The sequence below is a fragment of the Pectobacterium punjabense genome (genome assembly GCF_012427845.1).
Lineage (GTDB): Bacteria > Pseudomonadota > Gammaproteobacteria > Enterobacterales > Enterobacteriaceae > Pectobacterium > Pectobacterium punjabense.
In genome coordinates, this window is record NZ_CP038498.1 from 3,547,353 (window position 1) to 3,560,575 (window position 13,223).

The 13,223-nt window shown below is 48.3% G+C and carries 14 protein-coding genes; 5 read left to right on the top strand and 9 right to left on the bottom strand.

Features of this window, described 5'->3' with window-relative positions; genetic code table 11:
- Positions 1-8: 8 nt before the first annotated feature.
- Positions 9-1,169 (top strand): bifunctional chorismate mutase/prephenate dehydratase, encoded by a 1,161-nt coding sequence (gene pheA / locus E2566_RS16110; protein WP_107169162.1) that lies wholly within the window; start codon positions 9-11, stop codon positions 1,167-1,169.
- Positions 1,170-1,253: 84 nt separating this feature from the next.
- Here the strand turns inward: pheA and tyrA are convergent, their stop codons facing one another.
- Together tyrA and E2566_RS16120 are read right to left on the bottom strand one after the other, a co-directional pair.
- On the bottom strand, positions 1,254-2,375 hold the full coding sequence (gene tyrA / locus E2566_RS16115) for a bifunctional chorismate mutase/prephenate dehydrogenase (protein ID WP_107169161.1): 1,122 nt from the start codon (positions 2,373-2,375) through the stop codon (positions 1,254-1,256).
- A 6-nt stretch (positions 2,376-2,381) separates the two neighbouring features.
- Positions 2,382-3,455: a 3-deoxy-7-phosphoheptulonate synthase gene (locus tag E2566_RS16120; protein ID WP_107169160.1), complete on the bottom strand. Its 1,074-nt coding sequence runs from the start codon at positions 3,453-3,455 to the stop codon at positions 2,382-2,384.
- A gap of 229 nt (positions 3,456-3,684) precedes the next feature.
- Here E2566_RS16120 and btsR point away from each other — a divergent pair, with 229 nt between their 5' ends.
- From btsR to E2566_RS16135, 3 genes are all read left to right on the top strand, one after another.
- Complete coding sequence (gene btsR / locus E2566_RS16125) at positions 3,685-4,401, top strand: two-component system response regulator BtsR (RefSeq protein WP_107169159.1); 717 nt, start codon at positions 3,685-3,687, stop codon at positions 4,399-4,401.
- A gap of 45 nt (positions 4,402-4,446) precedes the next feature.
- The gene (locus E2566_RS16130; RefSeq protein WP_234257986.1) at positions 4,447-4,797 is read left to right on the top strand and encodes a DUF2799 domain-containing protein; all 351 of its coding nucleotides are present in this window, start codon (positions 4,447-4,449) and stop codon (positions 4,795-4,797) included.
- 266 nt (positions 4,798-5,063) lie between these two features.
- Positions 5,064-6,002 carry a class I SAM-dependent methyltransferase gene (locus E2566_RS16135; RefSeq protein ID WP_107169158.1) on the top strand — a complete coding sequence of 313 codons (939 nt, stop codon included), beginning with the start codon at positions 5,064-5,066 and terminating at the stop codon, positions 6,000-6,002.
- A gap of 351 nt (positions 6,003-6,353) precedes the next feature.
- Here the strand turns inward: E2566_RS16135 and rplS are convergent, their stop codons facing one another.
- The 5 genes from rplS to ffh all read right to left on the bottom strand — a co-directional run bounded on the left by rplS (position 6,354) and on the right by ffh (position 9,892).
- Complete coding sequence (gene rplS / locus E2566_RS16140; RefSeq protein WP_010285987.1) at positions 6,354-6,701, bottom strand: 50S ribosomal protein L19; 348 nt, start codon at positions 6,699-6,701, stop codon at positions 6,354-6,356.
- Positions 6,702-6,763: 62 nt separating this feature from the next.
- Positions 6,764-7,519: a tRNA (guanosine(37)-N1)-methyltransferase TrmD gene (gene trmD / locus E2566_RS16145; protein ID WP_107169157.1), complete on the bottom strand. Its 756-nt coding sequence runs from the start codon at positions 7,517-7,519 to the stop codon at positions 6,764-6,766.
- Positions 7,520-7,557: 38 nt separating this feature from the next.
- Positions 7,558-8,106 carry a ribosome maturation factor RimM gene (rimM, locus tag E2566_RS16150; protein WP_107169156.1) on the bottom strand — a complete coding sequence of 183 codons (549 nt, stop codon included), beginning with the start codon at positions 8,104-8,106 and terminating at the stop codon, positions 7,558-7,560.
- A gap of 18 nt (positions 8,107-8,124) precedes the next feature.
- Entirely contained in the window at positions 8,125-8,373 is a 249-nt protein-coding gene (gene rpsP / locus E2566_RS16155; protein WP_010285998.1) for a 30S ribosomal protein S16, read from the bottom strand.
- A gap of 157 nt (positions 8,374-8,530) precedes the next feature.
- A complete protein-coding gene (ffh, locus tag E2566_RS16160) occupies positions 8,531-9,892 on the bottom strand; it encodes a signal recognition particle protein (protein WP_107169155.1) in 1,362 nt (453 codons plus the stop codon).
- Between the two features lie 168 nt (positions 9,893-10,060).
- On the opposite strand from ffh, the gene E2566_RS16165 reads away from it, so the two are divergent.
- Positions 10,061-10,855 carry a cytochrome C assembly family protein gene (locus tag E2566_RS16165; RefSeq protein ID WP_107169154.1) on the top strand — a complete coding sequence of 265 codons (795 nt, stop codon included), beginning with the start codon at positions 10,061-10,063 and terminating at the stop codon, positions 10,853-10,855.
- Positions 10,856-10,925: 70 nt separating this feature from the next.
- On the opposite strand, the gene luxS is transcribed toward E2566_RS16165, so the two are convergent.
- Positions 10,926-11,441, bottom strand: a complete 516-nt coding sequence (gene luxS / locus E2566_RS16170) for an S-ribosylhomocysteine lyase (protein WP_107169153.1) — start codon at positions 11,439-11,441, stop codon at positions 10,926-10,928.
- 153 nt (positions 11,442-11,594) lie between these two features.
- On the bottom strand, positions 11,595-13,148 hold the full coding sequence (gshA, locus tag E2566_RS16175; protein WP_107169152.1) for a glutamate--cysteine ligase: 1,554 nt from the start codon (positions 13,146-13,148) through the stop codon (positions 11,595-11,597).
- Positions 13,149-13,223 lie beyond the last annotated feature (75 nt).

Sequence of the window (13,223 nt, forward strand, 5' to 3'; positions counted from 1 at the left end):
CCGGCATCATGACAGACAACCCATTACTGGCACTGCGAGAACGCATCAGCGCATTGGATCTGCAATTAATTGAATTGTTGGCACAAAGGCGTGAACTGGCGCTGGACGTTGCGCGCAGCAAGTTACATTCGCATCGCCCAATCCGTGATAAGGAGCGTGAACGCGATTTGCTGGACAAACTGACAGCGGCAGGGAAAAAACATCATCTTGATGGTCACTATATTACCCGCTTATTTCAGCTCATTATTGAAGATTCGGTACTGACACAGCAGGCTCTCTTACAACATCACCTCAACCAAACAACGGCACACTCTGCACGCATTGCGTTTCTTGGCCCAAAAGGTTCTTACTCCCATCTCGCCGCACGCCAATACGCCGCACGACACTTCGAGCAATTGGTTGAGTGTGGTTGCCAGAAATTTCAGGACATCTTCAACATGGTGGAAACTGGGCAAGCCGACTATGCCGTTCTGCCGATTGAAAACACCAGTTCCGGTTCGATCAACGACGTTTACGACCTACTGCAACATACGGGGTTATCCATCGTCGGCGAATTAACCAACCCGATAAATCACTGCGTTTTGGTCGCCACCGATACGTCTCTGGAACAAATCGAAACGGTTTATAGCCATCCTCAGCCATTCCAGCAGTGCAGCCATTTCATCAATCGTTTCCCGCATTGGAAGATTGAATATTGTGAGAGCACCGCAGCAGCGATGGAGAAAGTCGCGGCGCTTAACTCACCAACAGCAGCAGCCCTCGGCAGCGAAGCCGGTGGTCAGCTTTATCAGCTACAGGTACTGGAACATAATCTGGCAAATCAATCGCAAAACATCACTCGTTTCATTGTATTAGCGCGCAAGCCTATTGATGTGACTGAGCAAGTACCTGCGAAAACTACGCTGATTATGGCGACGGGCCAACAGTCAGGCGCATTGGTAGAAGCACTGTTAGTATTGCGTGATAACGGTATTGTGATGACCAAGCTGGAGTCCAGACCAATCAACGGCAACCCGTGGGAAGAGATGTTCTATCTTGATGTGCAGGCTAATTTGCGCAGCGATGCTATGCAGAAAGCACTAAAAGGGTTATCCCCCATTACCCGCTCACTAAAAGTATTGGGCTGCTATCCTAGCGAAAACGTCGTACCGGTCGATGTGAACGAATAATTGAAAAAGCCATCCGGGTTATCCACCCGGATGGCTTCCCAAACATAATTCAACGCTCAAACACAGTTAAAAGATCAAATCGAGCTATTGGCGAATATCGTTTGCCTGACGCAAAAGCACCCGGCTTTCTGCCTGAAAACGTTTGGCATAGTCGCCAAACCAGTGTTCGACTTTCTTGAAGCTACTAATAAATTCCGCTTTATCTGCCTGCTCCAGTAACTCAATCGCTTCGCCAAAACGTTTGTAGTAACGCTTAATCAGCGCCAGGTTATCCTCTGAAGACATGATAATGTCGGCATACAGCTGTGGGTCCTGTGCAAACAACCGCCCGACCATAATCAATTCCAGACGATAGATCGGCGATGACAGCGCTAACAGCTGTTCAAGCTGCACATTCTCCTCTGCTAAATGCAGCCCATAGGCGAATGTCGCGAAGTGACGCAGCGCTTGAATAAACATCATGTTCTGATCGTGTTCGACCGCGCTGATACGATGCAGACGCGCGCCCCATACCTGAATCTGTTCCAGTAGCCACTGATAGGCCTCCGGTTGCCGCCCATCACAATAAACGACAACCTGCTTGGCAAGACTACCACTGTCTGGCCCAAACATCGGGTGCAAACCGAGTACAGGGCCGCTATGTGCCGCCAACATTGCCTGAAGCGGGCCATTTTTTACCGACGCCAGATCAACCAAAATACAATCATCTGGCAAAGTAGGCAAACGGGCAATAATCTGTTCGGTAACGTGAATCGGTACACTAACAATCACCATACCTGCATCAGACAACAGTTCATCAGCGCGAGGCCAGTCATCTTGCTCCAGAATCCTCACCTGATATCCCGACAGCGTCAGCATTTTCTCGAACAAATTGCCCATTTGACCACGGCCACCAATGATGACGACCGGACGCAGTTGTGGACACAGCGTTTTAAAGCCTTTGTCGTTCTCGCTAGAATAGGATTCACGCATGGTGCGCCGCAGGATATCTTCAATGAGATCAGGCGGAACCCCCAGCGATGCCGCCTCTTTGCGACGTGAGCTGAGCATGGCCGCTTCACGATCGGGCGCATAAATGGGTAAACCGTAGCGACTTTTGACTTCACCTACTTCCGCCACCAAACGCAACCGACGTGATAACAGCGCGACAAGCTCCTTATCTACCTCATCTATCTGATCACGTAATGCGGTCAGTTCAGCTACCATATCTTGTTACTCTCCTGAATGTTTCACACGTGCGGCACTCAGATCTTGATGAACGGAACGCAGCAACGTTTCTGTACTTTCCCAACTGATGCAGGCATCCGTGACCGATACACCGTAGCGCATATCTGAACGCGGTTGTTCTGAAGACTGGCTCCCCTCGTTAAGGTGGCTTTCCAGCATCAAACCTATAATGGAACGATTTCCCGCCTTGATTTGTTCAATCGCAGATTCAACAACAAGTGGCTGACGGCGGTAGTCTTTATTCGAATTGCCGTGGCTACAATCTATCATCAGCGCGGGTCTCAGTCCTGCTTCCTGCATCTGTTTTTCACACTCGGCGACATCTTGCGCACTGTAGTTTGGCTTCTTACCACCGCGCAGAATGACATGACCGTCAACGTTCCCCTGCGTTTGCAGCAAACAAACCTGCCCGGTTTGATTAATACCAACGAAACGATGCGGCATTGCAGCGGCTCTCATCGCATTGATGGCCGTTCCCAGGCTGCCATCCGTTCCATTTTTGAACCCGACAGGCATCGACAAGCCAGAAGCCATCTCGCGGTGTGTTTGAGATTCCGTCGTACGTGCACCGATAGCTGACCAGCTAAATAGATCGCCCAGATACTGCGGGCTGTTCGGATCAAGCGCTTCTGTTGCCAGCGGTAGCCCCATATTCACCAGTTCTAGCAGCAGACCACGTGCAATGTGCAGCCCGGCTTCAACATCAAATGAACCATCCATGAACGGATCGTTGATAAGCCCTTTCCAACCCACGGTAGTACGCGGTTTTTCAAAATAAACACGCATCACAATGTAGAGACGATCGCTTAATTCCGCAGCAAGCGACTGCAAGCGTCGTGCATATTCCAGCGCAGCATCCGTGTCATGAATCGAGCAAGGGCCGCAGACGATCAGCAACCGATCATCACGGCCATGAATGATATCCGCAATGGTTGATCTCGCCTGCGCAATGTCGCGCTGTTCCGCATCGTTAAGTGGAAACTTGGCTTTCAATTCATCGGGAGTAATCAAAATCTGTTCTGCACTGATATTAATATTGTTAAGTGAATCTTTTTGCATGATCCCATTCCTGAAAAGTTCGGTCTGTTCGCGATTGCCTGAACAATCTACGTATGATGTTTACACCATAACACGAACCGTAAAGATTTCAATCCACATAGTGTAAATAAAAAATTACCACCCTAAATATTGCCAGAAAAACGATATCTGCATGCTCTATCACTTCCCGACGTAACCATACCTATCTTCAGCGCGAATAATGATAGAATTACGCCAACAAGGGGGAAGGATGCTGAAAGCCATAATCATCGATGACGAACAGCTAGCACGCGAAGAGCTCAGCCTGCTACTGGAAAATGAATCTGATATCACCATCATTGCACAGTGCAGCAATGCGCTGGAGGCAATACCGGCCATTCACCGACTGCAACCGGACGTGATTTTCCTGGATATACAGATGCCCAAAGTCAGCGGATTAGAGCTGGTTGCCATGTTAGACCCAGAAAATATGCCTTACGTCGTCTTTGTGACAGCCTATGATGAGTATGCGGTGAGGGCATTTGAAGAACATGCTTTTGACTATTTACTTAAACCGCTAGATGCACAGCGATTAAGCAAAACACTCAACCGCCTACGTCGCGGCATAAGTGTAAATAAAAACGTACAGATAATTTCAGAACCCTTGCTTCGCCATATACCCTGTAACGGACACAATCGTATTTTTTTGCTCAAAATTGAGGAAGTCGAGTATCTTTGTTCGGAGCTCAGTGGCGTACACGTCGTTGGCGTAAGCCAATCGGGCTATACCCAACTTTCCCTAAAAACGCTGGAAGAGAAAACACCGTTTGTCCGCTGCCATCGTCAATATATGGTTAATACAGAGCAACTGAAAGAAATCCAGTTAATGGAGAACGGCGCAGCAGAAGTGCTGACACATACGGGAAAGCACATCCCGGTCAGTCGACGCTATCTCAAATTGCTGAAAGAAAAGCTAGGCATCGTCTGACAGACGTGTTCATTCAGGCCGATGGCCGCAAATATTGAAGGTTTGATGATGAAATACAGTTATGTCTTGGCTGTAATTCTTTTAATGACGGCATGCCAGAGCAATATACCGTCGCTGCCAGCTAAAAGTGGGTCTGGGTTCTGGTATGAAGCAGGCTATCAGGATGCCATATCTGGCATGGTCGTAAAGGACGATAGCACCTTACAAGAATGGTTTGGCGATCCACAGATCGATCGAGAAACCTATCTGCGCGGTTATCAGGCCGGGCAATCAGTTTTTTGCCGAGCAGACACTATGGAAGAATGGGGGAAAGCAGGGAAAAATTTCCCCGCCAGCTGTGATGGCGTCGAGTCTGCGGAGACACTGCGAACTCGCTGGCAACAGAACGTACCCTAACCCCCCCTTATGAAGACAAGACGATGACGCAGGCTCATCAGCGAGTTAGCTGGAAAAAAGCGATGATTCATCGCATCTGGTAACAATTCCACTCACTTTTGTACTCTCACAGAAATACGTCAGACACACCTCACCTTTATTATCGCTCACATGAAACAATCACATTAAGTTATTAATGGGCTAATGCTGGAATACCGAGAAAATCATATATCACTGATAGCTGACCCCATCATCTCTGATAACGATTGATATTATGGAGTGCTCACATGCCCGGTTCAAACAAACCTCATAATCCGTCTCCAAATAATAGTTCAAGGCTCTTATCACACGCGGCTTCATCGCAGGAAAGTCATGATGAACGAGTTGCGACGGTAAAGAACAACATTATCGAGTCCGGCAATCATCCCGGTATTTCCGTAGAGGAACAACTCGCGATTCTAGACGCCTTCTCCCACCTTGAGATAGGTCGATTTTTACTGAAACATCATGGGTTAAATGCATATTGGACACATAATGTGATAACACATCAGCCAACTCACTATGTTAATTCGCTCGAAGAAACCATCTACACACGATTACCCAACGTTTTGGCGACACGTGAACGATTCAGCATTTTCCAACGTCTGCTTCAAGAACTCTTACGCCCCAATGCCGTCATGGTATCCGTCCCCTGTGGCGTCATGGCTGATTTATTACTGCTGGACTATACGCGACACCGAGATGTGAAATTAATCGGGATAGATCTCGATAAACACGCTCTGGAAGAAGCTTATAAGCTTGCCAGTCAGCAAGGGTTAGAAAACCAAATATCACTGGTTCTTGCTGATGCCTGGACAGTTGATTTAGCAGCACAAGCTGATGTGATCACCAGCAATGGGCTCAATGTTTATGAGCAAGATGATGACAAAGTCACCGAACTTTACCGTGTTTTCTACTCTGGCCTGAAGCCAGGAGGAACACTGATAACCAGCTTTATGACGCCGCCCCCTACGCAGTCACAAGACTCCCCATGGATAAATACCGATCCGAAATTGCTAGCGCTTCAATATGTACTTTTCTCCCGCATTATTGGCGCCACCTGGACAGCATTTCGCACCCACAAACAAACACAGTTGCAGTTAGAGCAGGCCGGGTTTACTGATATTCAGTTTATTAACGACCATATGCACATGTACCCAACGGTCATCGCTAACAAGCCATTGTGAATGGAGTAGAAAATTGGCGTCAACGCGATATATTGATCGTCGTTGCCGATCAATATTAGAAAATTGATCTGTATAAACGTTTATAAAATAGCCATATCTGGTGTCATCATGGTACTGAAATTCAAAAAATAATGATGGCACCAGGGAAAGCTAAGCCCACCAAATTTGGTGGGCTTTTTGCTACTAAAATAGCCAATACCTTAGAATATGACTTTGAGCAAAGCGCTATTCTCAAAAAGAGATGGCAACCACACTGCGGTTCTCTTTAGCCTACAAGCACAAAAAAAGGGGCTTAGCCTTTGGCTAAACCCCTTATTCATAACAACTTTCGGATGTTGCGAAAGCGCTATCTTAGTTAAGACGCTCTTTGATACGAGCAGACTTACCAGTACGCTCACGCAGGTAGTACAGTTTGGCTTTACGCACGGCACCACGACGTTTAACAGCAATGCTGTCAACAACCGGAGAGTGAGTCTGGAATACACGCTCCACGCCTTCGCCGTTAGAAATTTTGCGAACAGTGAATGCAGAATGCAGACCGCGGTTACGAATAGCGATAACCACGCCCTCGAATGCCTGCAGACGTTTTTTGCTACCTTCAACAACCCATACCTTCACTTCTACGGTATCACCCGGACGAAATGCAGGTACGTCCTGCTTCATTTGTTCGTCTTCGATTTGCTTAATGATGTTGCTCATAATATGTCTCTTACCCTAGGTAAACTGATAGTTGGGTTCACACGGTAAACCGGCGTAACCACCTAATACTCTCGTTGCTCAGACTGATATTCACGTTGGAATTCAGCCAGCAACCTTGTTTGCTCGTCAGTCAGAGCTAGGCTTTTCAGAAGTTCAGGTCTTCTAAGCCAGGTTCGGCCCAGCGACTGCTTCAATCGCCAGCGGCGTATCTCAGCATGGTTGCCAGACAGTAACACTGCTGGAACGTCCATGCCTTCCAGTATTTCAGGGCGAGTGAAATGAGGACAGTCCAGCAATCCATCAGCAAAAGAGTCTTCTTCTGCTGAAGCCTGATGCCCCAGAACGCCCGGAATAAAACGGGCAACGGAGTCAATCAGAGTCATCGCTGGCAGTTCCCCACCGCTGAGCACGTAATCCCCTATCGACCATTCTTCATCGATCTCGGTTTTAATTACGCGCTCATCAATCCCTTCGTACCGTCCACAGACCAGAATCATCTTCTGGTTCGTAGCGAGTTGACGTACGCCTTGCTGATCTAATTTACGGCCCTGAGGTGATAGGTAAATCACTCTCGCGCCTTCGCCTGCCGCTGCTTTTGCTGCGTGGATCGCATCCCGTAAAGGTTGCACCATCATCAGCATTCCGGGACCACCACCATAAGGTCGGTCATCCACGGTGCGATGCCGATCGTAAGTGAAATCACGAGGACTCCAATACTGTACGTTCAGCAGGCCATTTTTAACTGCCCGGCCAGTGACTCCGTAATCAGTAATTGCCCGGAACATCTCTGGAAACAGGCTAATTACCCCAATCCACATAGTCTCGTTCCGCTGGGTACTACTGGTCGATTCAGAGTTCAAAAACCCGGGTCCCAATCTACTTCAATAGTTTGAGCAGAAAGGTCGACGCGCTTAACAACCTGTTCGGTGAGGAACGGAACCAGCCGCTCTTTGACCCCGAAGGCATCTTTCAGGTTGGCTTTTATCACCATCACATCGTTCGAGCCAGTTTCCATCATATCGATGATTTTACCCAACTCATAACCTGTTACGGTCACGACCTGACAGCCAATAAGATCCTTCCAGTAATAATCACCTTCGCCCAGATCGGGCAGTTGTGACGAATCTACGACAATTTCACAATTGGTCAATAAATTAGCCGCATCACGGTCATCAGCACCTTTCACTTTTATGATCAGATCCTGATTGTGATACTTCCAGCCTTCAATTTCGATAAGCTGCCAACCACTTTTACTCTGGGTGAACCAAGGTTGATAATCAAAAATGCTCTCGGCATCTTCGGTGGATGAAAACACTCTGAGCCAACCTCGGATGCCATACGCCGACCCAATTTTCCCCATAACAATCGGGTTAACGGGAGGTTTTGGGCTGAGTTGATTGCTCATTATCACCACCGCAACAGATTATGCTGCTTTTTTAGCGTCTTTGATCAGCGAAGATACGCGATCAGACACAGTTGCACCCAGACCAAGCCAATGCTCGATACGGTCCAGATCCAGACGCAGGGCTTCTGCTTGACCAGATGCGATTGGGTTGAAGAAACCTACGCGCTCGATGAAACGACCATCACGCGCATTGCGGCTATCAGTCACGACTACTTGATAGAAGGGGCGTTTTTTTGCGCCGCCACGTGCCAAACGAATTGTTACCATAACATCCTCTTTAGTGAATAAAACAACTGGGCTCCATCGAGGAACGGAGCCCAGTATGTCATATAAAAAGCCCGAAAATTTTACTCATTTTGGCGCAAAAAGCAATCTAAAGCGTGTAATCTCGCCAAGAGTTTCTCTACGCCCTCAATTTCGGTGATTAACGTCCCGGGAATCCGGGTGGCATCATTCCTTTCATACCGCGCATCATTTTAGCCAGGCCGCCGTTTTTCATCTTCTTCATCATTCGTTGCATATCATCAAACTGTTTCAGAAGGCGGTTAACATCCTGCACCTGCATACCTGAACCCAGTGCGATACGGCGTTTGCGCGAACCTTTGATAATTTCGGGTTTAGCACGTTCCTGAAGCGTCATCGAATTAATGATTGCTTCCATACGCACCAGAACCTTGTCATCCATTTGTGACTTAACATTATCAGGCAACTGGCCCATGCCCGGCATTTTACTCATCATGCTCGCCATGCCGCCCATGTTGCGCATTTGCTTGAGCTGATCCAAGAAATCGGTCAAATCAAAACCGTCGCCCTTTTTCAGCTTCTTCGCCAGCTTCTCTGCCTGTGTACGGTCAACCTTGCTTTCAATATCTTCAATCAGTGAAAGCACATCGCCCATACCGAGAATGCGCGATGCGACACGATCGGGGTAGAACGGTTCCAACGCTTCGGTTTTTTCACCGACGCCGAGAAATTTAATAGGCTTGCCAGTAATATGGCGGATAGACAACGCCGCACCACCACGGGCATCACCATCAATTTTGGTGAGGATAACCCCAGTCAGCGGCAGCGCTTCATTAAAGGCTTTCGCCGTATTTGCCGCATCCTGCCCCGTCATGGCATCAACGACAAACAGCGTTTCAACGGGCTTAATTGCCGCATGGACCTGCTTGATTTCGTCCATCATCGCGTCATCAACGTGGAGACGACCGGCGGTATCAACCAGCAAGACATCGTAGAATTTCAGCTTAGCGTGCTGCAATGCACGTTCTACGATAGCAAGCGGTTTCTCCTGTACATCGGATGGGAAAAAATCGACACCCACCTGCTGTGCCAGCGTTTCCAACTGTTTAATCGCCGCAGGGCGATAAACGTCGGCAGACACCACGAGCACTTTTTTCTTGTGCTTTTCGCGCAGGAACTTGCCCAACTTGCCCACGCTGGTCGTTTTACCCGCACCTTGCAGACCGGCCATCAGAACTACTGCTGGCGGCTGAGCAGCGAGATTTAGTTCGGCGTTAATTTCGCCCATTGCGCTGACAAGTTCGTTTTTAACAATCTTGACGAACTCTTGTCCTGGCGTCAGGCTTTTGTTGACCTCATGCCCAACGGCTCGTTCTTTTACACGATTGATAAAATCACGCACCACGGGTAACGCGACGTCGGCTTCCAGCAATGCCATCCGCACTTCACGCAGCGTTTCTTTAATGTTTTCTTCAGTCAACCGCCCGCGGCCGCTGATATTGCGCAATGTGCGCGAGAGTCGATCGGTTAAATTTTCAAACATATCTCATGCTCAACGTAAGACAGGCCGCAGCGCGACACGAATAGAAGGGATTATACACAAAAGCGGGAACGATCTCAGCGCTGCTAACGGAGAACTGTTGGTGCCCACGGCGACTAACGCTATACTGATTCTTTATTTTACCTAGTTGATATTTAATAACCTATTTGTATGTCTGTTTTCGCTATTGTGGCGCTTGTCGCCTACACACTCAGCCTCGGACTGATTATCCCCAGTCTGCTGCGCAAGAACAGTGCATATCGTCGGCTGGCAATACTCTCGGCCAGCGCTGCGCTAATCTGCCATGCGGTGGCGCTCTATCAACGTATTTTTGATGTTCAGGTGGGGCAAAACCTTAGTCTGCTGAATATTGGTTCGCTGGTCAGCCTCATCATCTGTACCGTTATGACGATTGTCGCAGCACGCGATCGCGGCTGGTTTATTCTCCCTATCGTCTACACCTTTGCGTTGATCAATTTGGCTTTTGCCAGCTTCATGCCGAGTGAGTTTATTACGCATCTGGAAGCGTCGCCGGGTTTGATGATCCATATCGGCTTGGCACTTTTTTCCTATGCAACCTTGTTGATTGCGGCACTTTATGCGCTCCAGCTTGCCTGGCTTGATTATCTGCTCAAGAACAAGAAGCTAGGGTTTGCCGCTGACATGCCGCCGTTGATGGGCATTGAACGTAAGATGTTTCACATCACGCAGATTGGCGTCATCTTACTCACGCTGACGCTTTGTACCGGCTTGTTCTATATGGACGACCTGATTGACAACAAAGAGAACCTGCACAAGGCGGTGTTCTCACTGTTTGCCTGGTTCATCTATATTTTGTTGCTCTGGGGACACTATCATGAAGGATGGCGAGGTCGGCGCGTCGTCTGGTTCAGCCTGCTCGGTGCACTGATGCTGACGCTTTCCTACTTTGGCAGCCGGGTGATACAGCACTTCCTCGCAGTCTGACATTGTTCACGCACACAAAAAAGAGAGCCAACTTTCGGCTCTCTTTTTTTATCTGATCATACCTAACAAACTAGATATGCAGCTCAGCTAATTTGTCTTTCGGCAACGCCAGATCGTCATTTTGGTTAATGCCGATATCGTGATCAAGGATATGCTGAGCGATTTCCTGTGCTTCTTCCAGTGAATGCATATCATAGGTGCCGCATTGGTATTCATTCAGTTCAGGGATTTTACGCTGATCGGTGACTTTCAGAACGTCCGCCATTGCGGCTTTCCAAGAGTCGGCAACACGTTGCTCATCCGGCGTACCAATCAGACTCATGTAGAAACCGGTACGACATCCCATCGGAGAAATATCGATAATTTCAACGCCATCACCGTTTAAATGATCCCGCATAAAGCCAGCAAACAGGTGCTCTAGCGTATGAATTCCGCGCTCTGGCATGACTTCAATGTTCGGACGACAGAAGCGCAGATCAAATACAGTGATATTGTCGCCATGAGGGGTTTTCATGGTTTTAGCGACCCGAACGGCGGGTGCAGCCATACGAGTATGGTCAACGGTAAAGCTATCTAGTAACGGCATAATGCCACCTCCTCATAGAAAAAATTCATTTTTTCTCGTTTCCGGGAAACTTTTCCTTTTTATGCGGGTCTGACTTACTGAAAGACGCGCATTTATTATCATCATCCCTATTAGAGATGTTTATTTGGCCACAGTTTCTGTGGCCTTTTCTTTTTAATTCGCCGCCAGATAATCGGCAAAACTCATCGTATCTTCAGACTCAATCTGACGTTGGCGCTGCCAGGACTTCTCACTCGCCGCAGCCAACTGTTCTTCCGTCAACACCTGTAGCGGTTCGCTGCTGAGCATTTTGCGATATTCTTCCGCTAAATTCAGCCCCACGCTACCATTGCCTTCTTGCTTCATCAACGCTAATAGTCGACCAGAGAAGGTCGTTTCTGGATCGTCAAACCCCACAAGCAGCTCATCGCATACCTGCTGATAGTGTGGTTGATCGTTTTCCGCGTCCAGCACTTCCGCAACACGACGTAAATCTGCAAACAGGGATTTTCCCACCTCAGCAATCGGCTGCTGGATGGTTTCACACCGCATGCCTACCGTTTGCCCTGGCTTACGACCTTCAAGGATCACTCGGTTCCAGTTTTTACGTGTACACAGTAGTTCGTCCGCGCTCATTTCCGGCGCATCCGCTAACGCACACCAGATAAGGAATAAATCCAGGAAACGTACCTGACTTTCACTCACCCCGGTCGGAGAGAACGGGTTGATATCCAGCGAACGGACTTCAATGTATTCAATTCCGCCACGCAGCAAGGCATCTGATGGCGTTTCACCCGCACGCGTCACACGCTTAGGACGGATCGGCGCATAGAGCTCGTTCTCAATCTGCAAGACGTTCGTATTCAATTGTAGATAACGACCATCCTTCATCATACCAACCTGAGCATATTCGTCAGATGGCGTTTTTATCGCACGTTTTAACGCCGCGACATAGGTATCCAGATCGTTAAATGTAATCCCCAGATTGCTCTGTGATTTATTGGTATAGCCTAAATCACTGAGCCGTAGAGAAGTGGCATAAGGCAGGTAAAGCATGCCTTTTTCCGTACGCTCAAACGGCAGTGCGGTTTCTCTCCCTTTCAGGAAAGAAGAACAGATCGCAGGAGAAGCACCAAACAGGTAAGGGATCACCCAACCAAAGCGGTAATAATTGCGAATGAGTCTGAAGTATCCCGCTGATATGGCTTTTTTACCGCTTTCTACATCAGCGACACCTTCTCGCGCCTGCCAGAATGACAACGGTAGAGAGAAGTTATAATGCACACCGGAAATGGTCTGCATCAATGCACCATAGCGGTTTTTCAGCCCTTCGCGATAAAGCGTTTTAAAACGCCCAACATTTGAAGAGCCATACTGCGCCAACTCTATATTTTGCTCGCTGTCGATAAAGCACGGCATGCTCAATGGCCACATCCGCTCATCGCCTAGCTGACGGGAAACATGACGATGAATATCGCGCAAAAACGTCAGCAGATGATCGACGTCTTTGTCGACTGGGGTAATAAACTCCAACAGCGCTTCAGCAAAATCTGTCGTAATCCACGGGTGTGCCAACGCCGAGCCCAATATTTCAGGGTGCCCTGTCGTAGCAAGATGTCCGTTTTCTGTTACGCGCAACGTTTCGCGTTCAATTCCACGCTGAATACCCTTCACTGCCAGTGGGTGTTTTTCCAGCCAAGAAAGTGCTTCTGAAATGTCCGGGATCAAATCGACCTCCCGTTGTTAAAATGTAATTGTTGTAAGCATAATTGAAACTCAGTAGCGCTCACCAGCTCACATTGC

Coding starts and splice junctions, on each gene's coding strand:
- pheA (WP_107169162.1), top strand. CDS start 9: ATGACAGACAACCCATTACTGGCACTGCGAGAACGCATCAGCGCATTG.
- tyrA (WP_107169161.1), bottom strand. CDS start 2,375: ATGGTAGCTGAACTGACCGCATTACGTGATCAGATAGATGAGGTAGAT.
- E2566_RS16120 (WP_107169160.1), bottom strand. CDS start 3,455: ATGCAAAAAGATTCACTTAACAATATTAATATCAGTGCAGAACAGATT.
- btsR (WP_107169159.1), top strand. CDS start 3,685: ATGCTGAAAGCCATAATCATCGATGACGAACAGCTAGCACGCGAAGAG.
- E2566_RS16130 (WP_234257986.1), top strand. CDS start 4,447: ATGATGAAATACAGTTATGTCTTGGCTGTAATTCTTTTAATGACGGCA.
- E2566_RS16135 (WP_107169158.1), top strand. CDS start 5,064: ATGCCCGGTTCAAACAAACCTCATAATCCGTCTCCAAATAATAGTTCA.
- rplS (WP_010285987.1), bottom strand. CDS start 6,701: ATGAGCAACATCATTAAGCAAATCGAAGACGAACAAATGAAGCAGGAC.
- trmD (WP_107169157.1), bottom strand. CDS start 7,519: ATGTGGATTGGGGTAATTAGCCTGTTTCCAGAGATGTTCCGGGCAATT.
- rimM (WP_107169156.1), bottom strand. CDS start 8,106: ATGAGCAATCAACTCAGCCCAAAACCTCCCGTTAACCCGATTGTTATG.
- rpsP (WP_010285998.1), bottom strand. CDS start 8,373: ATGGTAACAATTCGTTTGGCACGTGGCGGCGCAAAAAAACGCCCCTTC.
- ffh (WP_107169155.1), bottom strand. CDS start 9,892: ATGTTTGAAAATTTAACCGATCGACTCTCGCGCACATTGCGCAATATC.
- E2566_RS16165 (WP_107169154.1), top strand. CDS start 10,061: ATGTCTGTTTTCGCTATTGTGGCGCTTGTCGCCTACACACTCAGCCTC.
- luxS (WP_107169153.1), bottom strand. CDS start 11,441: ATGCCGTTACTAGATAGCTTTACCGTTGACCATACTCGTATGGCTGCA.